Below are 24,368 nucleotides of genomic sequence, written 5' to 3'. Positions count from 1 at the left end.
CGGTATTCCGTCCAGGCACCTGGACGGCTGCAGTGATGCGCCGATGCTGCTCGAATCCAACAGTTTCCTTCGCAACATGCTGCTGGGATTGTTACGCGACGCCGGTGCCAATGATGTGATGGTGGCCAAGCGCAGCGACACTGCGCTGAACCAGATTGCCGAACGCACGCCCAGCGTCATCATCGCCGACTGGCATACCAATGCCACCCCTGACGAAGACCGGCTGAAACTGGTCCGAACCATCCGGGAAAGCGATGGCGCGCCCTTTCGCGATACACCCATCGTGCTGATTTCGCAGCCGCGGGTGCGGCGGGAAATCGAACATGCGCGCGATGTCGGCGTGTCGGAATTTCTCATCACCCCGATTGCCCCGGTCACCCTGCAGAACCGGTTGCGCTCGCTGGACGAAAAACCGCGTGACTTCGTCAGCTCATCGCGTTTCAACGGACCGGACCGCCGCCGCCGCGCCCGTCGGGCCGAGGGCCCTGTGCACAAACGCACGGCGGACGTATCCGCCGGACTGACCACGCCGATGGCCGCCGCTCGCGCCGCCGCCGTTGCGCTCGCCCACGAGACCCAATTGACGGGGGACCGGCTGGCCATCCGGGTCGGACGGTCACTCCAGCGCTTCATCACCACCGTGAGCGAATATACCCCGGTTGAAGCCGAGGTGGTCGAGATGCATCGCGCTGCCCTGGCGCAATTGCTGCGGATGGCGGAAGAGGGCAATCCGTTGCGCGAGCCGGTCGTCACCGGCCTGGAACAAGTGGTCGCCAAGCGCATGGGCCGCGGCTGAGCGCGCTTCCTGCAAGGGCCGGCCTGGCCTATCAAGGCTTTACAGTCTGACCGGGAACACCATGACCGACGATATCCAGTCCCGCCTTGATTCCATTGCTCCCTTGATCGTCGATGGGTCACCTCATGCTGTCGCGCTGGGCCTGTCACTGATTTCGCTGACACCGGGACACGCCGTCATGGGGGCTCGATATGACCAGAGCCTGATCGGGGATCCGGACGCCGCCACGCTGCATGGCGGCGTGGTGACAGCCTTGCTTGACCATGCCTGCGGCATGGCGGCCTTCGCCGGGTTCGGCGCCCGGGACACACCGGCAACGCTGGACCTGCGGATCGATTACTTGCGTCCGGCCAGACCGGGGCTGGATGTCACCGCCGAGGCGAGCTGCCTGAAATCCCACGGCCTGGTCGCTTTCGTCCGCGCCACGGCCCATGACGGTGACATTGATGATCCGGTGGCAATCGCCCAGGCTGCCTTCATGATCACCAAAGCTTCCAAGGCCGCGCAGGAGCGGGCCAAACGGGCCTATACCGAGGGGCGCATGTCATGAGTCAGGCCCTGATCGACACCTTGATGGCAGCCCCCTATGTCGCCCGTTTCGGCGTTCGCCTGGAACGCAAGGGCAATGAGCTGACCGGCGTCCTGCCCTTCGCCGACCATCTGGTCGGCAACCCTCTCATCCCGGCCCTGCACGGGGGTGCTGTCGGCGCCTTCCTCGAAATCGTGGCCTCGGCCTCGCTGCTGGCCGGCCAGCCCCTGCAACGCCTGCCCAAGCCGATCGATGTGGCCATTGACTATCTGCGTCCGGCCCGGGCCCAGGATGTCTTTGCCCGCGCCGTTGTGGCGCGTTCGGGTCGACGTGTCGCGAATGTCCGGGTCGAGGCCTGGCAGAACCGGATTGATGCGCCCGTGGCGACACTGCACGGACATTTCCTGATCACACCGGATCAGAGCGACACCGACCAGTCCTGATCCACCTCAGCCGTGCAGGCGGGTTTACCACTGCCTTACGGTCGCGACAGTTTCTGAACGATTTCTCTCAAAGGTTTACACCATCGGCCAGCCAGCGGAGAGCGCGCGGCGGGCAGTCTGCCGGATGTGGTGACGGGTCACAGAGGGGTGACCGGCCACATCAGAGGAGACAGTCCAATGTCCATTTCCGTTCTCGCCGCACTGACGGCCAGCCTCACGATGGCCCCGCTGCCCACTCAAGCCGACACCGAGGCGCCGACTGAAGTCGTCCATGTCCGCTCCGGCGAACTGAGTAATGACGCCGGCTGGGCGTCGATCGAGGCCCGCATCCAACGCGCCACCAACCGCGTTTGCCGCCCGCACGGGCTGCGCGGACTTGATGCCCAGCGGGCCCGTCAGGCCTGTTACAGCCGCGCCTTCGCCGATGCGATGGGCCAGCTGGACCGCCAGTACGCGCAAGCCAACAACCGGACGGTTGCCATCGTCATCACGGCGCGCTGACCAATCGTCCCGACGCCGGCAGTGATCGTTCAGGGGCTGGAACGATCGCCTGCGGCGCTATGACCAATTGTTTGGCGGGCTCCGGAACACCAGTTTCTGGCCATGACCCAAGCCAACGCTGTTACCGCCTATTTCGACGGGCTCTGCCCGATCTGCGTCAGTGAAATGTCGCACTACGCCATAGCCGCTCCCGATCTGGTCCGCTTGCATGATTGCAACGGCGAAATTCCCGAGGACATCGACCGCGAGGCGGCACTGGCAAGCCTGCATGTCCGGCTGCCCGACGGGCGGGTCGTCAATGGATGGCTGGCCTTTATCGCGATCTGGGACAGGATGCCGGGCCGCCACTGGCGGTGGCTGGCAGCGCTGACACGGCCGGCGCCCCTTCGCGTACCGCTCAATCAGATCTATCTGTGGCTGGCCCCCTTGCGGCCGCGCAAGACCTGCCATGACGGCGCCTGCAAAGCCGATTGACTTCATCATTCATTTTTGAATGGCCGCCAAAGACGTGTACTTGAACGCCGCCACTGGACTCTCCGACAAAGCTCCCCAAGTTGAGCAGGCGCATTCATGCATAAACGCATGATTGTCTTTGCAACCCGGAGAGCCCCATGAAACGCGCCCTTTTGAACGCCCTTGTCCTTCTGACACTCGGCACCGCTACCATCGCCCTGCCCCCAAGCAGCCAGGCCCAGTCATCGCCGGCGCCGCAGACCGACATTGCCTTTGAATCTGCCGACCTGATCGACCCAGCCCGCTTTGACACATTGCAGGACCGGATCAAGACTGCCGCACGGGATGTCTGCCGCGAGGCCCTGGTCGGCGACCTTTTGCGCCCGGTGACCATGCGATCTTGCATCCGCGACACCACCCAGCGCGCCATCGATCAGTTGGCGGAGCACCGCATGACCGTACTGGCCGCCACCAATCCGACAACCACTGATCCGACAGCGGCCGGACAACCCTGACGGCGACGTCTATTGCCTGCCTGATCGGGCCGGGCTAGGTGCGGGACATGTCTGTTTCGCCCCTGACCCGGCTCGATGTCCTCAAGCGCGCCTGGCCGCTCGTGTTCGCCAATGCCGCGGTACCGCTGGCCGGTGTGGCCGACACGTTCGTGCTCGGCCTGTCCGGCGACAAGGCCGATCTCGGCGGTGTTGCCTTGGGCAGCGCGCTGTTCTCGGTCTTCTACTGGAGCTTCTACTTCCTGCGGATGGGAACGACCGGGCTTACGGCTCAGGCCGACGGCGCTGGCGACCGGGCCGAAACCCAGCGGATCCTGTTGCGCGCCCTCGCCATCGCGGCCGCACTCGGCCTGTTCGTCTTCCTGTTGCGCGACCTGATCGCCCTGGCAGGTTTCGCCATCCTGCAGGGTGAACTCCGCGTCGAGAGCAAGGGGGCGGACTACCTGCTCGCCCGCGCCTGGGGCGCACCGGCGGCGCTCGCCGGCTTCGCGCTGTCCGGCTGGCTGATCGGGCTGGGCCGCAACGCCGCCACGCTGGCAATCTATGTCGCCTTCAGCCTGGTTAATATCGGGCTGGATCTGTGGTTCGTCCTGGGCCTGGGTTTCGGGCCGGGCGGAGTCGGGGCCGCGACGGCGATCGCCGAATGGCTGGCACTGCTGGTCGGTGGCGGCTTCCTGGTCATGACGCTGAAAGACCAGAAGGGCTGGGCGACCGGCGTGCTGGACCGGGCCCGCTTGCTCGACGGTGCGGCGATACGGGAATTGTTCCAGGTCAATGTGAACCTGATGATCCGCACCTGGTCGCTGGTGATCGGCTTTACCTGGTTTGCCAATGCCGGCGCCCGTCAGGGCACCGCCGCGCTGGCCGGCAATCATGTCCTGCTGCAGGTCATCTCGGTCTGGGCCTTTGTCCTCGACGCGTTCGCCTTCATCGCCGAGACCGAAGCCGGACGGGCCTTTGGCCGCCGCTCGGTGCGCGACCTGCGCCGCTGTGTGCAATTGACCGCCGAGCCCATGATCCTGTCCGGCGCGGCATTCGCCCTGGCGACCTGGTGGCTGGGTGATGCCGCCCTGACCGCCCTTATCGACGACCCGGAAGCGCGGGCCGCCGCCATCACCTATCTTCCCTGGTGCGCGGCGGTGCCGCTGCTGGGCGCTCCGGCCTGGCTGATGGACGGGGTCTTCATCGGCACGACGAGTGGCCGGGTCCTTCGCAATGCAGGACTGGTCGCTGTCGCCATCTATCTGGCCGCCGATGCCGTGCTGGCACCGCTATATGGCAATCACGGGGTCTGGGCGGCCTTCATTGTGTTCTACCTGGCGCGGGCCGGAGCCCTGCTTGGCGCCTATCCGGCACTCGAACGTCGCCTTCACTCGGCACCAACGGCGTCGGCGACCGATGCAAACCCGTCGACATGAAGCCGCTCGGCAAGGCCACGCTTGATCCGCTGGATCAGGCCCGGCCCTTCATAGATCATCGCCGTGTAGAGCTGGATGGCATTGGCACCGGCACGGATTTTCGCATAGGCGGTGTCCGCGCAGGCAACCCCGCCAACGCCAATGATCGCCATCTCCGGGCCCGCCGCCTTGCGAAAGGCGCGAACCAGCTCGGTTGAGCGGGCAAAGACCGGTGGTCCCGACAATCCCCCACCCTCGCCCATATTCGCACTGACCAGCGTTTGCGGGCGGGTGATGGTGGTGTTGGAAATGATGATGCCGTCAAGCGAATGGCGCCGGATCGCATCCACCATCACGTCGGCCTCGGCGTCATCAATATCCGGCGCAATCTTCAGGAAGACCGGAGCCCTGGCTCCAACCGCCGCAACAGCGGCCAGCAGGTCATCGAGCGCGCCCGATGATTGCAGCGTCCGCAGGCCAGGCGTATTCGGCGACGATACATTGACGGTAAAGAACTGGGCCAGGTCCTGAAGCGAGTCCAGGCAGGCGACATAGTCGGCGACCCGGTCTTCGCTATCGAGATTGGCTCCCAGATTGACGCCGACAACGCCGCCCCGCCCGGCACGGGCCTGCATGCGCGTCCTGAACAGCGCCAGCCCCTGGTTGGGAAAGCCCATCCGGTTGATCACGGCCCGATCCTCATCGAGCCGGAAAATGCGCGGACGCGGCTTGCCATCCTGAGCGCGCGGCGTCACGGCTCCGCATTCCACAAACCCGAACCCTGCCGCCAAAAGCGCATCGGGGGCCTCGGCATTCTTGTCAAAACCGGCGGCCAGCCCCACCGGGTTCGGCAGGTTAAGGCCCGCGAGCTGCGTGCGCAGAATGTCCGGGTCGCGGCGGAACTGGCGCGGTCCCAACCCGGCCTTCAGACCGAGAATGCCCGCCCTGTGCGCGGTTTCCGGATCGAGGCCATGCAGCAGGCGGGTCGCGAGATCGTGGATCATGATCGACTCTCCAGATCGGCGGGGAGAACCCAGTCACCCTCCTCATTGCGGCGGACATGGCGCATGCCGCGAACCGCGCTGGCCGGGATTTCGCCATAGATGTGCGGAAACAACGCGCCGCCGCGCGATTTTTCCCATTTCACCGTGTCGCCCAGTGCCAACAGGTCGACCTCGACCAGCAGCAGGCGCTCATGCTCATTGTAATGCTTGACCAGCGTGCCCTCGACCTGATCGGCGGCAGACAGGTGAATGAAACCGTCAGCCACATCATGCGGGTCGCCGGCGAACGACCCAGCAGCCATCACCTCTGACCAGCGGTCGGGTGTGGCAAGGCGATATGCGGTTTTTATCGTCATGAAGAGGGCCTAACCCCCACCGCGGATTCGGGCAAGGGCGACTCGCGCATGGGATAGTTTTCCTATAGCGTTTCAGACCGATGCTGACCCATGACGACATCTGGCGCGGGATCGACCGCCTGGCACGACACGCGCAGACCAGCCCGTCCGGTCTGGCCCGGCGCGCGGGCCTCGACTCGACCACCTTCAATCCCTCCAAACGGATCTCGGCGGACGGCTCCAAACCGCGGTGGCCATCCACGGAAAGTATCGCCAAGGCGCTGGCCGCGGCCCATCTCGACTTTGATGATTTCGCGGGCCTGGTTTCGGGGCGGCCGCAAACGGGCGCTCTGCCATCGCGCGCGCTGGCGGACGGAGAGGCCGACAATCCGTTTGACGCGACCGGGTATCCGGCCGGTCCGGATTGGGATGCCATCCCCTTCCCCGGACTGGCACCGGGTGAAGCCTTCGCGCTGACAGTTCAGGACGACCACATGCGACCGGTCTACCGTCCCGGCGACCGGCTGGTCGTCTCGCATGAAGCGCCAACCCGTGTCGGTGACCGCGTGGTTGTCCAGCGACGCGATGGCAGCCGGTCGGCCTGGACGTTGACCGAAAAGACAGTGCAGGCCTTGCGCCTGACCCCGTTCGATCCGTTGCAACCCACCCAGACCCTGCCGCTGGTGCAGATTGCCTGGCTCGCCCGCATCGTGTGGGTCAGCCAGTAGGGCTAGCGCTGCAAGCGGGTATCGGCCCAGGCACTGGCGGCGCGGCGATCCGGCAAGCGGGCGGCAAACTCGTCCAGCTCGGCCAGAATGGCTGCCTCAAAGGCATCACGTGACGGCAGGGCACGGGCGGTGTCGACCAATTCCTGGATGCGACCTTCGTAGGCCGGCTCGTCGAGGGCTGCCAGGGCAAGCGCCAGGAAATAGCGCGGCGCCGGATTGTGCGGGTCGAGGGCGATCGCCTGCGAGTAAAATCCCATGCCGGTCTCAATGGACGCATCAAGGGCGCTGAGACCCCGCGATCCGCCACGGCGCGCCACTTCCAGGTGCCAGGCCCCGAGCATCCCCAGCGCCCAGGCATTGTCAGGCTGGCGCGCAACCACCTCTTCGAGCAGGCGACGTCCACGCTGAGGCAAACGGGTCAGATAGGCGCGCCAGCCGCTCATGTAGCGACCGCGAAAACCCAGGGCGCCAGCAAGACGGAGCCGCGCTTCCAGATTGTCCTCGTCGAGCCGCAGCGCATATTCCGCCAGATCCACGGCCCGCTCTGCCAGCGCTTGCCGGTCGTCTCCGACATCCTCGACCATCAGACGAGCCAGAAGCGCTCCGGCGGCAAGGGCGTAACCATCGGCGGTCCCGAGCCTTTGCGCCTCATAGGCAGCCAGTTCCCAGGCACCCTGCTCATAGGCAGCGATGGCGGCGTCGCGGTCAGCCAGTGCCGGCGCCGTGCCCAGCAGGCATAAAAACAGTATCGCTCTGATCATGGTGTGACCGTAGGACAGCTTTGTCGCCGGGCAAACTGCCAGGCGCGACTTTTCGCGCGCTGGCAGCGGGCAAGGAACACGATAGGGTCACCAGACCAGAGGATGCTGCCATGACACCCGCCTTCACGCCCCCAAAACCGCCCTGCGCAGAATACAGCGGTATCGGCAAGCTGGCACTGTCGGATTACTGGACCTATTTCCGCGCCATGCAGCGCAATCCGCTGGAGGTTTGGGGCGAGCACCATTTTTCGATCCGCATGGCGCCCTTCCAGTTTCTCGGGCGCTCGAGCCTGCTGCTCAGTGATCCGGCCGGCATCCATCACTGCTTTGTCACCAACGCCGCCAATTACGGCATGAACCCGGTCCGCCAGGCCGTGCTGCGGCCCTTCCTGCGCGACGGCCTGCTGACCGCGGAAGGCGACGTCTGGAAGACCGCCCGCAAAGCGGTTTCACCGGTCTTCACCCCGCGCCGCGTGAACGGGTTCGCGCCGCAGATCCGCAGCGTCTGCGACCAGACCCTGTCAGACCTGGCCGAGCGGGCGGGCGACACCGTCGATGCCTCGGACCTGATGGTTGAACTGACCCTGGATGTGTTGATCGAGACACTGTTTTCCGGCGATGAGGCACTCGACAAGGCGCGCTTCACCCGCGGCATTTGCGACCTGCTGGAGATCTCCGGGATTCCTCATCCCTTCGACCTGGTCCAACTGCCCGGCTGGATACCGCGCGTGGGCCAGGGCCGGTCGCGACGGGTCATCAAGGATCTGCGGGATCAGGTGGGGACCGTCGCCAGCGCGCGCCGGGCCGCCGGCTCGGCACAATCCGTCGGCCGGACACCTGACTTTCTGGACCTGCTGCTGAGCGCCGGCCTCGATGACACGGCAGTGATCGACAATCTGCTGACCTTTCTGGCCGCCGGCCACGAGACCACCGCGCGCACGCTGGCCTGGACGCTCTACCTGCTGTCGCGCGACGATGACGCCCGGACGCGTCTGGAGACCGAAGTGGATGGTGCCGACCTGGCGGGCACCGATCCGGCGAACTGGTCAACGCAACTACCCTTCACCGAAGCCGTGCTCAAGGAAAGCCTGCGTCTGTATCCCTCGGCGCCGATCCTGGCGCGAACATCAAAGGACTGGGAACTGGTCAACGGCCTGCCCGTTCCCGCCGGCACGGACGTTCTGGTGTCGACCTGGCTGCTGCACCGCCAACGCGACATCTGGGCCAATCCTGACGAGTTCCGGCCCGATCGGTTTGTGGGCGACGCCGCGAATGCGATACCACGCGATGCCTATCTGCCGTTCGGCCTCGGCCCGCGCGTCTGCATCGGGGCGCGGTTCGCGATGATGGAGATGGTGATTGTCATGGCCAGCCTGGCCCGCCGGCTGCGCCTGGATTTTTGTGGCGAGCGCGACCCGGTACCCGTCATGCGCATCACCCTGCAACCGGATACACCCATGCCGATGCGGATCATCCGTCGCTAGCGCTGAAAGCGAAGGCGAACATTCAAGGACGGCACATTGTCGGACTGGCTGGTAATCTGGTCGAGAAATGCGCCGGATGGGGTGTCGACACGGCTGACACCGGCATTGTCACGCCCCGAGCGCAGGGACAGGCGCAGGAAACCCGCTTCGCGCACCTCCCACTCCGACCAGACCGAGGCAAACACCCCCTCGGACCGATCGATGGTATTGACGAGAACGGGATCGACGCCCGGTTCACGGACTCCATCAAACACCTGGATGGTGTCGCGGCGATCACCATTCCAACGCATGAAGAAGCCCGATCGCCATGCTGGCACATGGCGCCATTCGCTATCAAGGCGAAGCCTGACCCCGTTGCTTTCCTCGCGGATCTCGGTGAGCCAGTAGTGCATCGCCGGAGCCCGGTCCTCAACCTCGAACGACGCCACATAGCGGCCGTCCGACCATTCCTTCCGGATGACCAGCTTGATGGAGTAGTCGCGATGCCCGGACGTGGTGCGCGCGAACCCCTGCAATTGGTCAATACGGTCCGACCAGCGGCGATTGGCACTGCCCTCGACGCTCAGGCCGGGCAGTCCGTAGCGGTCCAGCTCAAGTTCAAACTCCGCATTGACCCACTGGATGCTCTCCGGACCGACATTGGCCGGGCGGACACTGCCGTCTCCGTCCAGAATACTGGAAATCGGGTTCTCGATTTCCTGTGCCACGGCTTCCAGGCGCAACAGGTCGCGCTCTCCCGAGCGTCGTTCCAGTGTGGCCGTATGGGTCCAGTCCCGCTGCGGTTCCAGCGTCGATGCGCCGGCGGTATTGAGCGCGTTGTCGAGGTCCGTGGAGGCAAGGAACTGGTCAAGGTCGAGCTGGCCCACATTGCGTTCGGAACTGAGCCGCAAGGTCCAGCGTTCAGTCACGGACCAGTTGATATCGGCCCGAGGGGCGATGTCCGTCAGGCTGAGCGAGGCGCCGCCCTGGTTCGAACTCTCCAGGGAAAATTGTTCGAAACGGGTCCCGATCGTCGCCGAAATCCGGGGCGACGGGATCCAGGTCGCCGAGGCCAGCAGTGCTGACCGGGTCTCCTCGACCTGCGCGTCAGCGCCATCGACGGCCTGCTCGACACCGTCGATGAAGGCCGATGACCGACCCTCGAGCATATTCGTCGCCCAGGTCACGCCTGTTTCCAGGGTCAGCGACCGGCCGGGCCTCCAGCGCAGATCGGCGCGAGCCGCTGTTTCGCGGGTCTCCCGGGTCGAGGCCGACTGGCTGGACACGCCCGAAGAGAGCAGACTGTTGCTGGCGACAGCCTCGCCCTGCCGCCGCGTGACCAAGCCGATCAGCTCGACTGTGTCGGAGAAATCATGACGCCACCGGGCCGACCCGAACCGGGCAATCGACTCCGACGCACCGGCTTCGATCGTACCGGCCGGCGAGCCCGAATCCAGAACCGGCGTGGATGTGTTGTCCCGCCGCTCGGTTGACAGTGAAAACTCGAAATCATTGCGCGGATTGGCGTGGTAGCGGGCCAGGGCCAGCCAGTCCCGGCGAGTGAAGCCTTCCAGCTCGTCGGACGAGATGCGCGCTGTCGGTTCGTCGGCGGTGGACGTTCTCACCGACCCGTAATCGGTGATCGTCTCATCATAGAGGTCAAGGCGCGCCTCCAGCTCGAACCGGCCACCGGTGATCGATGCCGCCAGTTCACCCTGGTATTCCTCACCGCCATCTTCGCGCGGCTCGATCTCGATACGCCCGTCGACGCGGGTCGCGCTAGTCTGCGTGGTCACGATGTTGAGCAGCAACGGGTAGCCCTGCATTTCGACATCACGGGCGCCGGCTTCAATAAGCTCCAGGCGAAGCACATCCTCGACCCGGATCGCACGAATACGGGCGTCCAGCGAGCCGCTGCCGCGCGGCGGACGGCGTCCATTGATCAGGACATTGCCGGCGGCGCCCGACAGGCCGCGAACATTGTCGCCGCCATTCAGGCTGAAACCGGGCAGGCGATACACCATGTCCAGCGCATTGCGGGGCAGGAATTCCGCGAAGGCATCAGGCCGGTAGACAGCGATGCCGGTATTCTCGTCCGCGGCCTGGCCCCAGGCAGGTGCCATGGAGGACACCGCCAGGGCAAAGCTGGCGGCAACGGCACGACTGACCGCGTTGGACAATATGAACAGGCCGCATTTCATGGTCAGCCAACCTCGTTGCAACGGGTTAGAGAAATGCTTCCAATTGACGGAAAATCCACCCCCAATCACAAACAAATGCAGCGTGTCTCCGCCTCGCGCAACTGGATGTCGGTCATTCGACCGGATACTGGAAGACCTCATCCAGCCCGACCTTGAAGACGGCAGCGATCTTGAATGCGACCTCAAGCGAGGGCGAGTACTTGCCGTGTTCGATGGCGATGATGGTCTGCCGGGTCACGCCAACCTGCCGGGCCAGCTCGGCCTGGGTCATTTCCCCGGCGTGAAAGCGCAGCGTGCGGATCTCATTGGTGATGGGGGTCGACTTGGCCATGGTCAAACACTCCCGCGAAGGGTCAGCATTTTGACAAGGGCGCTGACGAGACCGGCCAGCATGGCCCCGACGAACAAGCTGTTCGCCGCCCAGAACGGGTCAAAATCCAGGACCAGCAGCATCAGGGCGACAAAGGCCGCGGCATGCATGGCATGTCCGCCCCAGGCGTCTCCGCGTTGCTCGGCCGCATGGTCACGCCCGTCATCGACAACATCGGCCTCGCCCAACTCTTTTCGGTTGGAAATCGCGGCTCGGACGATGTCGGCAATCAGGGTGGCCACGAAGACCACCACCGCGATCACCATCTCGACTTTCCATGTGACCTCATCCAGGGGGCGACTGAAGACCTGGGGGACGACCCGGATGAGATACCAGCCCAAAGCCAGGATCGTACCGATTGCGACCGCGCGATTCATTTTTTCAAGGAAGCCGGGCATTACACGCCCCGCCGATAATCGACCAGTTTGGACACACCCTTGACCAGCTCGCTGGCAACCAGTCCGGCGAGGATCAGATTGGCGATCAGATAGTAGGGTTGGGCGGTCATGGCCGATGCCATGGCACCGAGTGCAAACACGGCCAGGACGAAACCGCCGCGCTGGTCGCCACGCATTTCGACCAGCTTGTCGCGCTCGTCCGCATCCTCATTGGCCTCGGACGGCGCCGCGATCGCGATGGCGATATGCGCGACAATCGACGCGACGATTATGATGCCAACCGTGAGCAGCATTTTCATGTTGGTCAGTGCCAGGGCCTCGACCGGACTGTCGCGGCCACCCAACAGGACATCGGCCGAGCTGGCGAAATACCAGGCGTATGTGCCACCAGTCACCACAAGCATGGCGATATTGCTTTTCTCTTGGAAACTCATGTCAAGTTCTCCAATCTTTGAGTCTGTTATTTTTGACATTTCGAGGTGTATAGTCGAGCGGACTTTGTGTCAAATTTTTCTTACATACAATCGGAAAAAGAAAGCCCGTCCGACGAGCTCTCTCATAAAATCAGGTGGTTACGAGATCACCCGCCAACGCCCTCTCGATGAGCGCAATGGTCTCACCGACGCCGTAAATGGCGACGAAACTGCCGAAACGCGGGCCCTGCGACTGGCCAAGCAAGACTTCATAGAGCGCCTGGAACCAGTCGCGCAGGTTGTCGAACTCCTGCGTCTTGCCGGCAGCGAAGACCTCGTCCTGGATCTTCACGGCGTCGCGCTCGTCCGCATCCATCGCCCGCAGGCGCGCCAGCAGGTCGTCCATCGCCGCCCGTTCCATGTCCGTCGCAAGACGGAAGGATTTGGTCGGCTCGACGAAATCAGCGAAATACTGCACCGCAAAGCCGGCCAGCTGATCGAGCAGCGGATGGCTCTGCGCCGTCGCGCCGTCGACATAGCGGCCGATAAAGCCCCACATCACCTCGGTATTGTGAGCCGAGGCGGCCGAGGCCAGATTGAGCATCAGGGCAAAGGAGATCGGCGAAGTGTCGGTCGGCGGGTTGCCGTCATGGATATGCCAGGCCGGGTTTTCCAGCTGCTTGTCCGGCGTCTGGCCGGCATAGGCCGCCAGATGCTGCATATACTCATCGACCGCCTTGGGAATGACGTCGAAATACAAGCGCTTGGCCGTCTTCGGCTTGACGAAGTTGTAATAGGACAGGCTCTCCGCCGGGGCGTATGTCAGCCAGTCCTCGACCGACAGGCCATTGCCCTTGGACTTGGAGATCTTCTCGCCCTTCTGATCCAGGAAGAGCTCATAGACGAATTGCGTCGGCGGCTCGGCACCAAGAATCTTGCAGATGCGCGAATAAATCGGCGCATTGGTCTGGTGGTCCTTGCCGAACATTTCAAAATCAACGCCCAGCGCCGCCCAGCGCATGCCGAAATCCGGCTTCCACTGAAGCTTCACATGACCGCCGGTGACCGGCAGCGTGGTCTCGGTGCCGTCTTCATCGTCGAACGTGATCGTGCCGGCTTCGGCATCGACAGCCTTCATCGGCACATAGAGGACCCGGCCCGTCTTCGGCGAGATCGGCAGGAAGGGCGAATAGGTCGCCTGGCGCTCGGCCCCCAGCGTCGGCAGCATCACCGCCATTATGTCATCATAGCGCTCGGCCGCGCGCTTTAGCATCGCGTCAAAAGCACCGGACCTGTAGAGCTCGGTCGCGGACTTGAAGGTGTAGGTGAAGCCGAAGCCGTCGAGGAAGCCGCGCAGGCGGGCATTCATGTGGGCGCCAAAGCTCTCATGCGTGCCGAACGGATCGGGCACCACGGTCAGCGGCTCCTGCAGGTGCTGGTTCAGCATGTCCTGCTGCGGCAGGTTGTCGGGCACTTTGCGCATGCCGTCCATGTCATCGGAGACACAGATCAGCTGCGGCTCATAGGCCCCGCCGGTCAGCGCATCAAAGGCGCGCAGCACCATCGTGGTGCGCACGACCTCGCCGAAGGTTCCCATGTGCGGAAGCCCCGACGGGCCATAGCCGGTCTCGAACACGACCGGCCCGGATTTTCGCCCCAGCTTGTCCAGACGCTTCTTGAGCAGGCGCGCTTGTTCAAACGGCCAGGCTTTCGCGTTTTGGGCAAGATCGGAAACAGACATCCCGGGGCAACTTTCTCAAACAGGAGGACAGATGCTCGCGGGGTAGAGGGGAAGCACGGGATGGTCAAGCAGGCCGGGCTTGGCGGGGGCCTATTCCCTCTCCCTTGGGTGAGGGGCAGGGTGAGGGGGCGATCCCGGTGTCGGTGGGCTGATCCCCCTCATCCGCCCTTCGGGCACCTTCTCCCGGGGGAGAAGGTGTGGAAGCGGTGCCCCTCCACCACACACCTGTCACGAAAAAGCCACACCTCACTCCAATCCAACCCAACCGTGTCAAATTCGCCTTGCACGCGAGCCCGGTCGGCGTCATAAGCCGCCTCCCGTCAACCCCGCCCGGGACCCGCACCGTCGGTTCCTGCGCACAAGAAGAGACGATCATGAACTCAGTTCAGACCCGATATCGCCTCTCCCGCCCGGTCTTCTGGCCGGCGGCGGTTGTGCGCGCGGAGGATGACGCTTCCACCCGGTAGACTGGCCCCACAGTCCCGGATGTTGGCCCTCCCGAGCGCCCGCTCGAGGAGGGTTTTTTGTATTCTGCGCCGCCCCTCTCCCCCCAAAGGCGGCCGGAATGCAAATCCCAGGGAGGGAGTGCGACCCCCGACGCACTCCCTCCCGCATGGGCACCCTTAGTTCCTGTATGTTTGACCAAAGTGAGAGAAAGGCTCCGCGCCCGTAGCGGAGACGGCAGCCATGTCGACCCAGTTTGAAGCCATCGAGACCTCGTCCGGCCTGATCAAGGCTTGGGTGAAGGGTGTTCCGGTCGAGGATGCCGCGATCGAGCAGCTGCGCAATGTCGCCGGCCTGCCCTTCGTGCACAGCCACGTCGCGGCCATGCCGGACGTTCATTTCGGACGCGGCGCTACGGTCGGTTCGGTCATCCCCACCAAGGGGGCAATCATACCGGCTGCGGTCGGGGTCGATATCGGCTGCGGCATGATGGCGATCCGGACCAGTCTGACGGCGAACCAATTGCCGGACAGCTTGAAGGCCACCCGCGACGCCATTGAGCGGGCCGTGCCGGTCGGCAATGGCAAGGGCGGCGACCACCGCATCAAGCCGGCCTCGGTCGACACGCGCCTGAAAGCGTCCGGCCTGATGGACCGGCTCGCCGTGATCAAGGCCAAGCACAAGAGGATCGGCACCCACAAGGTGGACGGTCAGATCGGGACGCTGGGCGGCGGCAATCACTTCATTGAACTTTGCCTCGACGAGGCTGGCTCGGTGTGGGTGATGCTGCACTCCGGATCGCGCGGCACCGGAAACATGATCGGCACCTATTTCATCGAGCGGGCCCGTGAGGAACTCGCCCGGCGGGTGCTGGACTTCCATGTGCCGGACAAGGACCTCGCCTTCTTCATGGAGGGCGAGCCGCTGTTTGACGATTATGTGGAAGCCGTCGGCTGGGCCCAGGATTATGCCCGGGAGAACCGCGAGGCGATGATGGAGCGCGTCCTCCACGCCCTACGCTCGACACTGGGCCGGTTCAAGACCGACAAGGCCGCGGTGAACTGTCACCACAACTATGTGGAGCAGGAGCACCATTTCGGAGCCGATGTCTGGCTGACCCGGAAGGGCGCGGTTTCGGCGCGGGACGGCGAGCTCGGCATCATTCCGGGCTCGATGGGGGCGAAATCCTTCATCGTGCGCGGCAAGGGCGCGGCTGACAGCTTCTGCTCCTGCTCGCACGGGGCCGGGCGGACCATGTCGCGGACCAGGGCGAAGCAGAGCTTCACCCTCGCCGATCACCGCAAGGCGACGGACGGGGTGGAGTGCCGGAAGGATGCCGGCGTCATCGATGAAACGCCGATGGCCTACAAGGACATCGACACGGTAATGGCAGCCCAGTCCGACCTGGTGGAAGTGGTTCACACCCTCAAACAGGTCGTCTGTGTGAAAGGTTAGATGTGGCGGGCGGGACGGTCGTCCTGCCCGCCACACTTGCCCATCCGGGTTGTTATACGGCGGCCTCGTCCAGGGACCACCCCGCCTTGCCGCTCAGCTTGCGGGCAATCAGATAGATCAGCAGTCCTACGGGTCCGAACAGGAATGTCAGTAATAGTGACGGCGTGACGAACCAGCGGCTGAGACCGATGCGCCGGGCATCGCGTGCGACCCAGGCCCCGACAAACAGGTCGAAGACTAGGAAATGGACCCAGCCCGTGAGCAGACCGACCGGGTGGGAGAAAAGGGCTTGCACGGCGCCGAGGCTGTCCATGCCGGCGCCCGGTTGGGATTGTCCGAATCCGACTCCCAGCGTCAGAAATGTGAGATAGACGGCCGCCAGCGCCAGCGGCACCAAGGCGCTGTGTACCAGCCGCTGCGTCCACACCCAGCCGGGGGCGAGGATAAGCAGGGCCCAGGCCGGCATCACCGCCAGGTTGATCACCGAATAGAGGGTTTCGTAATTCATCCTGACCGCCTTTCGCGCCTGATGGATGCCTGGCCGAATGCCCGCTGGGTGCCAGCTTGTCCATCGCAATCGGCTTTGCGGGATCGGAACCGCTTGTTAATGACTGACCGGTCAGTTATAATAGAGGCATGACACGCCAGACCAAGCGACGCCGCCGCCCGGACGCGCGGCCGGAAGAAATCCTCGCCGCGGCCCTTACCGTGTTTTCGGCCAAGGGGTTTTCCGCCGCCCGTGTGGAGGACATCGCCCGCGAGGCCGGGCTCTCGAAGGGCGCGGTCTATCTCTACTTCCCGTCCAAGGAGGCGATGCTGAACGGCTTGGTGGAACAGTCAGCCGGTCAACTGGCGCAAGCCGCCGAACAGCTTGTGGCCCAGGGCGCGCCGCAGGATCCCGAGGCGGCATTCCGCGCGCTCCTGGACATGCTTTTCACGGCCATGGGCGATCCAGGGGTCAATGCCGCGCCGCGCCTTGTATTCGCGGAAGCCGCCCGCTTCCCCGAGATCGCTGCCTTCTATCGTACCCATGTGATCGAAATTGCCCGTCGTTCATTGCGGGCGCTACTGGCTGCCGGAGTGGCGACAGGGGCGTTTCGCGACGTCGATTCCGACGCCTTCATGCGCTCGGTCGCCGGTCCCGGCATCGCCCACATGGCCCTGACCTCGATCTTCGCCTTGCCGCCCGACCACCTCAACACCCCCGCCGACATGGCCGATGCCATTGCCGACATCCTGCTTCATGGCCTCAAACCGCGAGACCCAGCTACATGACACGCTCCGCCCTCCACGCTTGCGTTCTCGCCCTGCCTCTGCTTGTCGGCGCCTGCACGGCCGAACCAGAGGCCAAGCTGCACGGCTATGCCGAGGGCGACTTCATTCGCATCGCGCCTCAGCAACCCGGCCTCGTGACCGAGACATTCGCACGTGAAGGCGACCGGGTCGCGCGTGGCGACCAATTGCTGCGCCAGGATGCCACCGTCGACATTGCCGTCCTTGCGGCAGCCGCCGCCCGGATCGATGCAGCGACTGCGCGTTATGATGATGCGCTGGCAGGCGCCCGGGACCCGGAAATCGAGGCGGTGCGGGATCTGTTGCGCCAAGCCCTCGCCACTCAGAACGACGCCGCCCAATCGCTCGAACGCAGCCAGGCCCTGTTCGCCGACGGTCATATCTCGCAAGCCCGGCTCGACACAGTCCGTGCCGCCGCGACGGCGGCGGATGCCCGGGTCGATGAAATGCGCCAACGGCTCAATATCGTTCGCTTGCCAGCCCGAGCCGATCAGTTGCGAGCCCTGCAAGCCGAGATTGCGGCAGCCGAGGCCGACCGCGACGCCGCCCGCCATCGCCTGGACTTGCGCACCGTCAGCGCCCCGGTGGACGGGCGCGTCCACCGCCAATTGCGCTTTGCCGGGGAACAGGCAGGCCCAGCTGCACCGGTTTATGAACTCCTGCCCGACGGCGCGGTGCACGCCGTGTTTTTCATCCCGGAACCTTCGCTGGCCAGCCTGCCGGTCGGGACCCGGCTTCGCGTGAACTGTGATGCCTGCCCGGCCGATCTTGCTGCAACCCTCACCACAATTGACGACGCGGCCGAATTCACACCGCCCATCCTCTATTCCGACAATGAGCGGGCGCGTCTGGTCTATCGCGCCGAGGCCCGCTTCGCGTCCGATGCCCCGCCGCCGGGCACGCCGCTCTTCCTTGAGCCGTCGCAATGAGTGACGCCCTCGCCATCAATGTTCAGGGACTGAGCAAATCATTCGGCGGCACCCGCGTCGTCGACGGGTTCGACATGCAGGTTCCTCCGGGCAAAATCTATGGCTTTCTCGGTCCGAACGGATCCGGAAAGACGACCACGATCCGGATGATGTGCGGCCTGCTCAAACCCGATGGTGGTGGCGGCACGGCGCTGGGGCTCGACATCATCCGCGAGAGCCGGGAGATCAAGGCGCGGGTCGGCTACATGACACAGCGCTTTTCGCTCTATGGCGATCTGACCGTGCGCGAAAACCTCACCTTCATGGCGCGCCTGCATGCCCTGCCAAAGGTCCGCAACGTGGTGGACCAGGCCCTCGACGAATATGATCTGGCACCGCGCGCGAAACAGCTCGCCGGCAATCTGTCCGGTGGGTGGAAACAGCGCCTGGCGCTGGCGGCTGCCTCGCTGCACGCGCCCGGGCTGCTCTTGCTGGACGAACCCACCGCCGGGGTTGATCCCAAGGCAAGGCGCGACTTCTGGGACCGGATCCGGCGATTGGCGAGACAGGGCGTCACGGTACTGGTCTCGACCCACTACATGGATGAGGCGGTGCAGTGCGACAATATCGCCTTCATCGCCTACGGCCGAAAACTCATCGATGCCCCGGCCGGGGACATACCCGCGCAGATCGGCCTGCACACGATCCGCATCGAGGGTCCCGGCCTGCAACCGGTCTATGACGCGCTGGAGCAGGATCGGGGCGTCGAACAGATCGCACGCTTCGGCGCGGCCGTACACATTTCCGGCCGCGATGCCGAAGCGCTGGCCGCTGCCGCCCGCCCCTATGACGGCCACGACGGGCTGTGTGTGAGCGCGGCCAAGACCGGGCTCGAGGAAGCCTTCATCTGGCTGATGACCGGCGCCAGGGACAATTTCCGGTGAACAGCCTGTCCCGCATTCTCGCGATCCTGGGCAAGGAATTCATCCAGATGCTGCGCGATCGGCTGACCTTCGGCATGATGGTCGGCATTCCGGTCATGCAACTCCTTCTGTTCGGCTATGCCATCAATACCGATCCTCGCCATCTGCCGACCCTCGTCGAGCTGGGCGATTCGGGCCCGGCGAGCCGGGCCATCCTGCAAGCGATGGAAACATCCGAATATTTTGACCTGATTGGAACTTCGGCCCCCGGCGCCCCGGTCGAGAACGCGATGCGGGACGGGCAAGCCGTATTCATTGTCACCATCCCGCCGGGGTTCGAACGCGCCCTGGCGCGCGGCGAGCGCCCACAAATCCTGCTGGATGTCGATGCCACCGACCCGGTCGCCGCCGGGGCCGGTAGCAGCGCCTTTGCGACCATCGTCCAGCAGGCTCTCGAGCCGATGCTTGGCGACATCACCCCGCCGGTCGAGACCATCATTCACCGGCGCTACAATCCGGCCGGGCGTACCGCACTCAACATCGTACCCGGCCTGCTCGGAATCATCCTGACCATGACCATGGCGATGATGACCTCGATGGCCCTGACCCGCGAGGCCGAACGGGGAACGCTGGAAGCCCTGCTGTCGACCCCGACCCGGCCACACGAGGTCATGATCGGCAAGATCACACCCTATGTCGTGGTCGGCTTCATCCAGGTCGCGATCATGCTGGCGGGCGCCCGCTTCCTGTTCGACGTGCCCTTTGAGGGCTCACCGCCGGCCTTTCTGGTCGCCGTTTCACTGTTCATACTGGTCAATCTGGCGCTGGGCTTTCTGTTCTCGACCGTGGCGCGCAGCCAGATGCAGGCGATGCAGCTGACCTTTTTCGCCTTCCTGCCGTCCATCCTCCTGTCCGGCTTCATGTTCCCGTTCGCCGCCATGCCGCAATGGGCCCAGGCGCTGGGACAGATCATCCCGGCCACCCATTTCATCCGGGCGGTCCGCGCCATCATGCTGAAAGGCGCCGGCATGGAGCATGTCTGGCCACAGGTCTGGCCGCTGATGGTCATTTTCGCCGTGATCGCGACTGTCGCGATGCTGCGCTATCGCCAGACGCTGGATTAGGGTCCCTCCCCATCATCAAAAATCGTCTCGATCGGCGTGGCGAACAGCCGCGCCAGTTTGAAGGCCAGCGGCAGGGACGGGTCGTACTTGCCGGTCTCCAGCGCGTTGACCGTCTGCCGCGACACATCAAGATGGTCGGCCAACGCTTGCTGGCTCCAGCCCTTCTCGCCGCGCAGGTCCTTGAGCCGGTTTTTCATCGGACTTGCGCCTGCTGGACCAGTGACGCCGCGCTGTGGGCCACCGCCGCGATGGGCAGAAGCAAGGCGGTGTTGAGTGGCTCCATGACGCCATAGATTTCGGCAATCCCGAAAATGGCACCCGCCAGCAACATCACAAGAGCCGCGATGGCACCGGCACGCACCTGCATCCGGGCCAACATCTCGTCGATCGAGCGGACGTAGCGGATGATTTCATACGCATAGAAGAAAAGCGGCAGACAGGTCAGGCCGACAAGCGGCCAGGCCGACAGCGCATCCCAGTCATTGCGCGACGGATCGAGCGTCTTGTCGATGGCCACGACAATGGCCGCGAAGGCCAGCATGGCGGCGGAGGTGCGCCAGAAATAGCGCAGACTGACCGAGGCCTTTTTGGTGTTCATACTCATTTTGCATCCTTGTCGCGGTTGCCGATCAGGAGGGTGAAAATCCGGGCGAGCGCCATCAAGCCCAGGATGAATACGGTCAGCCCGGCCATTTTCATCTCGGCAGACAGGCCGCCGATGACATCGCGGATCACATCGAGCGACGGCCCGATCATGCCGGCAAAAAAGATCGCCGGCAGAAACACCATTGCGAACAATGCAAGCGACACCAGGCTGGGTGCTTCTCCGGCCTCTCCGAAATCCTTGATCCAGTCACGCATGGTCATGTAAACCTCCTTCACGCTTGTAAAGCCACCTTTACAATATGGCGTAAAGGAAACTTGTCGTCAAGTGAGCTTTACAATCGGGGGCAAAAAGAAAGGCGCCCGGTGGCCCCGGGCGCCTTTCCTGCATCGGTGTGAGCCCCCCTATTCGGCCGGCTCATCAACCTTGTTCGGCTGCTTCGTCACCCGCAGATACGGCTTGATCTTGTTGTATCCGGCGGGGAAGAGCTTGTCGGCTTCGGCGTCCGAGATCGACGGCACCACGATAACGTCGTCACCGTCAGCCCAGTTGACCGGCGTGGCGACCTTGTAGCCGTCAGTCAACTGCAGGCTGTCGATCAGGCGCAGAACCTCGTTGAAGTTCCGGCCGGCGCTCGGCGGATAGGTGAAGGTGGCGCGGATCTTCTTGTTCGGGTCGATGATGTAGACCGAACGCACCGTCAGCTTTGGGTCGGCATTGGGGTGGATCATCGAATAGAGCTCCGACACCTTGCGGTCGGTGTCGGCAATGATCGGGAAGTTCATGCGGACATTCTGGGTTTCCTCGATGTCCTTGATCCAGCCCTTGTGGTCCTCGACGCTGTCGACCGACAGGGCGATCGCCTTGGCACCGCGCTTGGCGAATTCGTCCTTCAGCTTGGCGGTGAAGCCCAACTCGGTCGTGCAGACCGGGGTATAGTCGGCCGGATGGGAGAAAAAGATCACCCAGTCGTCGCCGACCCAGTCGTGAAAACTGATCGGACCCTCATTCGTCTCGGCTTGGAAATTCGGGGCGATATCACCCAACAACAGACCCATGATTTTCTCCTCGGTTCAAAACGCGTTGAAACTGGCCTAGGAGTAGGTGCGCCTTGAGCGGGCAGAGTTCAACCCTCGGCCCGGTCGTGGCAACCAAATGTGAACCCGTCGACCCACGCTCCAACCCGCGGACACCATGACAACCACCCTGATCCTGATGCGACATGCCAAGGCGGTCGACCGTCTTGAAGCCGAGGACGACTTCCAGCGCGGCCTGACCCCGCGCGGCCGGAGCGACGCCGGCGACGTGGCAGACGCGCTGGCCGAGCTCGGCCTGACCGTTGACATCGCCCTGGTATCGCCGGCCTGGCGGACCCGGCAGACCTTTGACCAACTGGTCCCGCAACTGGGCGCTCCACGGCTGGACGACCCGATGGTGCTCTATCACGCCTCGACCGACATGCTTGAACGCGCCAGCCGCGAAGTTCTGGGTCCGAGCCGGACCCTCCTTCTGGTCGGCCACAATCCCGGTATCGGCGGCTTTGCGCACAAGCTGGCGCAGCGGTGTGATGCGAGCCGGCAATTGCCCATGGGGTATCCGACAGCTACCGCGTGCGTGTTCGGACTGGCCGATGCCGACCTGCTTCAGCCGCGCTTTGTCACCTGCATCAACCCAAAGGCTTGATCGGCACTGACTCGCCTTAGGGATGCATTCATGCTTACCTGCCCGCATCAGGCGAGGCGGGAGGCTGGGTATGGCGCTGATCGATCATGATATCCGCGAACATGCGGACGGGCATGAGCCGCGGCAACGGACGTCGCGGCCGCGAGGCGGGCATGCCTTCAGGCCGACCCGCCTCGCCCGGCCACCCGCTCACCTTGCGGCTCTATGGGCGCAACAGGCCGCCTTTGGCCTGCCTGGCCGCCAAGCCGATCTCAGCGCATTCGGTCCGACCTCCGTCCGGATGGGGCACGGGTTCCTGGCCGTGCTGGCCGCGCTGCTGTTGCTCACCATCGCCATGCCGGCATCGGCACTGGCGACCGCCAGCGTCATCACCTGTGCCCTGTTTAGCGGGCTGATCGCCCTGCGGCTCGCGGCGGCGGTGCTGAAACCGGCCTGGCTTGATGCCCCGCCCTGCGCCGATGACGAGCTGCCCAGCGCGACCATCATGGTCGCCCTCTACCGCGAAGCGGCCATCCTGCCCGACCTCGCACGCGGCCTCGCCGTGATCGATTATCCCGCTGACCGGATCGCCTTCAAACTGGTGCTGGAAGCCGATGACAGCGAAACCATCCACGTCGCTCGCAGCCTGGCGCTCGATGATCGTTTCGAGATCATCGTCGTACCCCCGGGCGAACCTCGCACAAAGCCCCGCGCGCTCAACTACGCCCTGCGCCTTTGCCGCTCGGAACTGGTCACCATCCACGACGCGGAGGACCGTCCGGACCCTCGCCAATTGCGGCGGGCGGCGGAAGCCTTCCGTGTCGCCGGTCAGCGTCTGGCCTGCATCCAGGCTCCGCTCAACTGGTATAATCGACGGGAAACCTGGCTGACACGGCAGTTCGCGCTGGAGTATGCCGCCCACTTCCACGCGCTATTGCCCCTTTACCAGCGCCTCGGCTGGCCGCTGCCACTAGGCGGTACCAGCAATCATTTCCGCCGCGACGCTCTTGTACGCGCTGGCGGTTGGGATGCCTGGAACGTCACCGAGGATGCCGATCTGGGCCTGCGCCTGCACGCCGCCGGCTATCGCTGTGGCCTGATCGAGCCCGCGACACTGGAGGAGGCACCGCTGCGGCTGGTGCCATGGATCAAGCAGCGGACCCGGTGGATCAAGGGCTATGCCCAGACAATCGGTGTACTGGCGGTGCGCCGGGACACGCCATGGCGGCGGGTCTGGCCCGGCGTGCTGGTTCTGGGCGGTGCAGTCGCCTCGGCGCTCCTGCATGCCCCGCTCAGCCTGGCCTGTCTGATCGCACTGGCAGCGGGCGCCGGATCAGGTGTTGCCGCAGGCGCGGGCGGTCAGGTGGCGATGGTGTTCATGGCCGCCGGCTATGCCAGTGCGATTGCCTGTGCGGCGGTGGCCATGCGCCGGGCCCGCCTCCCGGTCCGCGCCCGCGACCTCGCGGGAATGCCGGTCTACTGGCTGCTGCAAACCCTTGCAGCGGCCCGCGCCTTGCGCCAACTCATCATCGACCCGCACCACTGGGAGAAGACCGAACACGGCCTCAGCGCCCTGACGGAAACGCCATGTATCTCTCCCTCATCCCCACGCTCATCGCCCTTGCCGGATTCCTTGCGCTCTTCCTTGTCGCCCGCTGGCGATCCGGACAGCCGGTCCGCCCCGAACGCGGACCCCGCCTCATCCCCTGGATCCTGATCGCCATCATTTCGGCCGGAATGTGCGTGGCCCTGGTGGTGCACTTGGTCGAGCTGGCCGGCATGGACCCCGCGGCGTTCCGACCGCGGCGGATGTAGCGCTGACGCCGGCATGGCCGCGAATGCCGGCAAACGGCCCTGCGGTTCGGAAATACAGAGCCGATCACGAGCATCGCCACCTCGTCGCGCGCGTC

At 64.4% G+C, this 24,368-nt stretch carries 29 protein-coding genes; 16 read left to right on the top strand and 13 right to left on the bottom strand.

The window, feature by feature from the left end:
* Positions 1 to 43: 43 nt before the first annotated feature.
* The 7 genes from VOI18_RS09020 to VOI18_RS08990 all read left to right on the top strand — a co-directional run bounded on the left by VOI18_RS09020 (position 44) and on the right by VOI18_RS08990 (position 4,652).
* Entirely contained in the window at positions 44 to 796 is a 753-nt protein-coding gene (locus VOI18_RS09020; RefSeq protein ID WP_323762072.1) for a response regulator, read from the top strand.
* Positions 797 to 857: 61 nt separating this feature from the next.
* The gene (locus VOI18_RS09015; protein ID WP_323762071.1) at positions 858 to 1,346 is read left to right on the top strand and encodes a PaaI family thioesterase; all 489 of its coding nucleotides are present in this window, start codon (positions 858 to 860) and stop codon (positions 1,344 to 1,346) included.
* Complete coding sequence (locus VOI18_RS09010; RefSeq protein WP_323762070.1) at positions 1,343 to 1,768, top strand: PaaI family thioesterase; 426 nt, start codon at positions 1,343 to 1,345, stop codon at positions 1,766 to 1,768. Before VOI18_RS09015 ends, VOI18_RS09010 begins: the two co-directional genes overlap by 4 nt.
* Positions 1,769 to 1,945: 177 nt before the next feature.
* The gene (locus VOI18_RS09005; protein ID WP_323762069.1) at positions 1,946 to 2,269 is read left to right on the top strand and encodes a UrcA family protein; all 324 of its coding nucleotides are present in this window, start codon (positions 1,946 to 1,948) and stop codon (positions 2,267 to 2,269) included.
* Positions 2,270 to 2,371: 102 nt separating this feature from the next.
* Positions 2,372 to 2,743, top strand: a complete 372-nt coding sequence (locus VOI18_RS09000; RefSeq protein ID WP_323762068.1) for a thiol-disulfide oxidoreductase DCC family protein — start codon at positions 2,372 to 2,374, stop codon at positions 2,741 to 2,743.
* A gap of 137 nt (positions 2,744 to 2,880) precedes the next feature.
* The gene (locus tag VOI18_RS08995; protein WP_323762067.1) at positions 2,881 to 3,237 is read left to right on the top strand and encodes a UrcA family protein; all 357 of its coding nucleotides are present in this window, start codon (positions 2,881 to 2,883) and stop codon (positions 3,235 to 3,237) included.
* 47 nt (positions 3,238 to 3,284) lie between these two features.
* The gene (locus tag VOI18_RS08990) at positions 3,285 to 4,652 is read left to right on the top strand and encodes an MATE family efflux transporter (RefSeq protein WP_323762066.1); all 1,368 of its coding nucleotides are present in this window, start codon (positions 3,285 to 3,287) and stop codon (positions 4,650 to 4,652) included.
* On the opposite strand, the gene VOI18_RS08985 is transcribed toward VOI18_RS08990, so the two are convergent.
* Positions 4,604 to 5,635, bottom strand: coding sequence for a quinone-dependent dihydroorotate dehydrogenase (locus VOI18_RS08985; protein WP_323762065.1), 1,032 nt, complete (start codon positions 5,633 to 5,635; stop codon positions 4,604 to 4,606). The genes VOI18_RS08990 and VOI18_RS08985 overlap by 49 nt on opposite strands.
* Complete coding sequence (locus tag VOI18_RS08980; RefSeq protein WP_323762064.1) at positions 5,632 to 5,991, bottom strand: DUF952 domain-containing protein; 360 nt, start codon at positions 5,989 to 5,991, stop codon at positions 5,632 to 5,634. The genes VOI18_RS08985 and VOI18_RS08980 overlap by 4 nt, the downstream gene beginning before the upstream one ends.
* An 80-nt stretch (positions 5,992 to 6,071) precedes the next feature.
* On the opposite strand from VOI18_RS08980, the gene VOI18_RS08975 reads away from it, so the two are divergent.
* On the top strand, positions 6,072 to 6,698 hold the full coding sequence (locus VOI18_RS08975) for a helix-turn-helix transcriptional regulator (protein WP_323762063.1): 627 nt from the start codon (positions 6,072 to 6,074) through the stop codon (positions 6,696 to 6,698).
* A gap of 2 nt (positions 6,699 to 6,700) precedes the next feature.
* Here VOI18_RS08975 and VOI18_RS08970 read toward each other — a convergent pair whose 3' ends face one another.
* Positions 6,701 to 7,459 carry a hypothetical protein gene (locus VOI18_RS08970; RefSeq protein WP_323762062.1) on the bottom strand — a complete coding sequence of 253 codons (759 nt, stop codon included), beginning with the start codon at positions 7,457 to 7,459 and terminating at the stop codon, positions 6,701 to 6,703.
* Positions 7,460 to 7,569: 110 nt separating this feature from the next.
* On the opposite strand from VOI18_RS08970, the gene VOI18_RS08965 reads away from it, so the two are divergent.
* On the top strand, positions 7,570 to 8,943 hold the full coding sequence (locus VOI18_RS08965) for a cytochrome P450 (RefSeq protein ID WP_323762061.1): 1,374 nt from the start codon (positions 7,570 to 7,572) through the stop codon (positions 8,941 to 8,943).
* Here VOI18_RS08965 and VOI18_RS08960 read toward each other — a convergent pair.
* The 5 genes from VOI18_RS08960 to VOI18_RS08940 all read right to left on the bottom strand — a co-directional run bounded on the left by VOI18_RS08960 (position 8,940) and on the right by VOI18_RS08940 (position 14,045).
* Entirely contained in the window at positions 8,940 to 11,123 is a 2,184-nt protein-coding gene (locus tag VOI18_RS08960; RefSeq protein ID WP_323762060.1) for a TonB-dependent receptor plug domain-containing protein, read from the bottom strand. The genes VOI18_RS08965 and VOI18_RS08960 overlap by 4 nt on opposite strands.
* Before the next feature lie 112 nt (positions 11,124 to 11,235).
* The gene (locus VOI18_RS08955) at positions 11,236 to 11,454 is read right to left on the bottom strand and encodes a helix-turn-helix transcriptional regulator (RefSeq protein WP_323762059.1); all 219 of its coding nucleotides are present in this window, start codon (positions 11,452 to 11,454) and stop codon (positions 11,236 to 11,238) included.
* Between the two features lie 2 nt (positions 11,455 to 11,456).
* Positions 11,457 to 11,891, bottom strand: coding sequence for a hypothetical protein (locus VOI18_RS08950; RefSeq protein WP_323762058.1), 435 nt, complete (start codon positions 11,889 to 11,891; stop codon positions 11,457 to 11,459).
* On the bottom strand, positions 11,891 to 12,325 hold the full coding sequence (locus tag VOI18_RS08945) for a hypothetical protein (protein WP_323762057.1): 435 nt from the start codon (positions 12,323 to 12,325) through the stop codon (positions 11,891 to 11,893). Before VOI18_RS08945 ends, VOI18_RS08950 begins: the two co-directional genes overlap by 1 nt.
* A gap of 130 nt (positions 12,326 to 12,455) precedes the next feature.
* Positions 12,456 to 14,045 carry a lysine--tRNA ligase gene (locus VOI18_RS08940; RefSeq protein WP_323762056.1) on the bottom strand — a complete coding sequence of 530 codons (1,590 nt, stop codon included), beginning with the start codon at positions 14,043 to 14,045 and terminating at the stop codon, positions 12,456 to 12,458.
* A gap of 687 nt (positions 14,046 to 14,732) precedes the next feature.
* Here VOI18_RS08940 and VOI18_RS08935 point away from each other — a divergent pair.
* Entirely contained in the window at positions 14,733 to 15,944 is a 1,212-nt protein-coding gene (locus VOI18_RS08935) for an RtcB family protein (protein WP_323762055.1), read from the top strand.
* Between the two features lie 52 nt (positions 15,945 to 15,996).
* On the opposite strand, the gene VOI18_RS08930 is transcribed toward VOI18_RS08935, so the two are convergent.
* A complete protein-coding gene (locus VOI18_RS08930; RefSeq protein ID WP_323762054.1) occupies positions 15,997 to 16,452 on the bottom strand; it encodes an ABA4-like family protein in 456 nt (151 codons plus the stop codon).
* Positions 16,453 to 16,580: 128 nt separating this feature from the next.
* Here VOI18_RS08930 and VOI18_RS08925 point away from each other — a divergent pair, with 128 nt between their 5' ends.
* Genes VOI18_RS08925 through VOI18_RS08910 form a run of 4 tightly spaced genes read left to right on the top strand, consistent with a single transcriptional unit; the run spans position 16,581 to position 20,192 of the window.
* Positions 16,581 to 17,219 (top strand): TetR/AcrR family transcriptional regulator, encoded by a 639-nt coding sequence (locus VOI18_RS08925; RefSeq protein ID WP_323762053.1) that lies wholly within the window; start codon positions 16,581 to 16,583, stop codon positions 17,217 to 17,219.
* On the top strand, positions 17,216 to 18,166 hold the full coding sequence (locus tag VOI18_RS08920) for an HlyD family secretion protein (protein WP_323762052.1): 951 nt from the start codon (positions 17,216 to 17,218) through the stop codon (positions 18,164 to 18,166). The genes VOI18_RS08925 and VOI18_RS08920 overlap by 4 nt, the downstream gene beginning before the upstream one ends.
* Positions 18,163 to 19,089, top strand: a complete 927-nt coding sequence (locus tag VOI18_RS08915) for an ABC transporter ATP-binding protein (RefSeq protein ID WP_323762051.1) — start codon at positions 18,163 to 18,165, stop codon at positions 19,087 to 19,089. Before VOI18_RS08920 ends, VOI18_RS08915 begins: the two co-directional genes overlap by 4 nt.
* On the top strand, positions 19,086 to 20,192 hold the full coding sequence (locus tag VOI18_RS08910; RefSeq protein ID WP_323762050.1) for an ABC transporter permease: 1,107 nt from the start codon (positions 19,086 to 19,088) through the stop codon (positions 20,190 to 20,192). Before VOI18_RS08915 ends, VOI18_RS08910 begins: the two co-directional genes overlap by 4 nt.
* Here the strand turns inward: VOI18_RS08910 and VOI18_RS08905 are convergent.
* The 4 genes from VOI18_RS08905 to VOI18_RS08890 form a co-directional block, all read right to left on the bottom strand.
* Positions 20,189 to 20,389, bottom strand: coding sequence for a helix-turn-helix transcriptional regulator (locus tag VOI18_RS08905; protein WP_323762049.1), 201 nt, complete (start codon positions 20,387 to 20,389; stop codon positions 20,189 to 20,191). The genes VOI18_RS08910 and VOI18_RS08905 overlap by 4 nt on opposite strands.
* Positions 20,386 to 20,796 carry a hypothetical protein gene (locus VOI18_RS08900; protein WP_323762048.1) on the bottom strand — a complete coding sequence of 137 codons (411 nt, stop codon included), beginning with the start codon at positions 20,794 to 20,796 and terminating at the stop codon, positions 20,386 to 20,388. The genes VOI18_RS08905 and VOI18_RS08900 overlap by 4 nt, the downstream gene beginning before the upstream one ends.
* Entirely contained in the window at positions 20,793 to 21,059 is a 267-nt protein-coding gene (locus VOI18_RS08895) for a hypothetical protein (RefSeq protein WP_323762047.1), read from the bottom strand. Before VOI18_RS08895 ends, VOI18_RS08900 begins: the two co-directional genes overlap by 4 nt.
* A gap of 141 nt (positions 21,060 to 21,200) precedes the next feature.
* Positions 21,201 to 21,854 carry a peroxiredoxin gene (locus tag VOI18_RS08890; RefSeq protein ID WP_323762046.1) on the bottom strand — a complete coding sequence of 218 codons (654 nt, stop codon included), beginning with the start codon at positions 21,852 to 21,854 and terminating at the stop codon, positions 21,201 to 21,203.
* Between the two features lie 136 nt (positions 21,855 to 21,990).
* Here VOI18_RS08890 and VOI18_RS08885 point away from each other — a divergent pair, with 136 nt between their 5' ends.
* On the top strand, positions 21,991 to 22,479 hold the full coding sequence (locus VOI18_RS08885; RefSeq protein WP_323762045.1) for a SixA phosphatase family protein: 489 nt from the start codon (positions 21,991 to 21,993) through the stop codon (positions 22,477 to 22,479).
* 70 nt (positions 22,480 to 22,549) lie between these two features.
* Positions 22,550 to 24,175: a glycosyltransferase family 2 protein gene (locus VOI18_RS08880; RefSeq protein WP_323762044.1), complete on the top strand. Its 1,626-nt coding sequence runs from the start codon at positions 22,550 to 22,552 to the stop codon at positions 24,173 to 24,175.
* Positions 24,176 to 24,368 lie beyond the last annotated feature (193 nt).

Source organism: Maricaulis sp. (genome assembly GCF_034670125.1).
Lineage (GTDB): Bacteria > Pseudomonadota > Alphaproteobacteria > Caulobacterales > Maricaulaceae > Maricaulis.
This window is presented reverse-complemented; position numbering and strand designations above follow the sequence as displayed.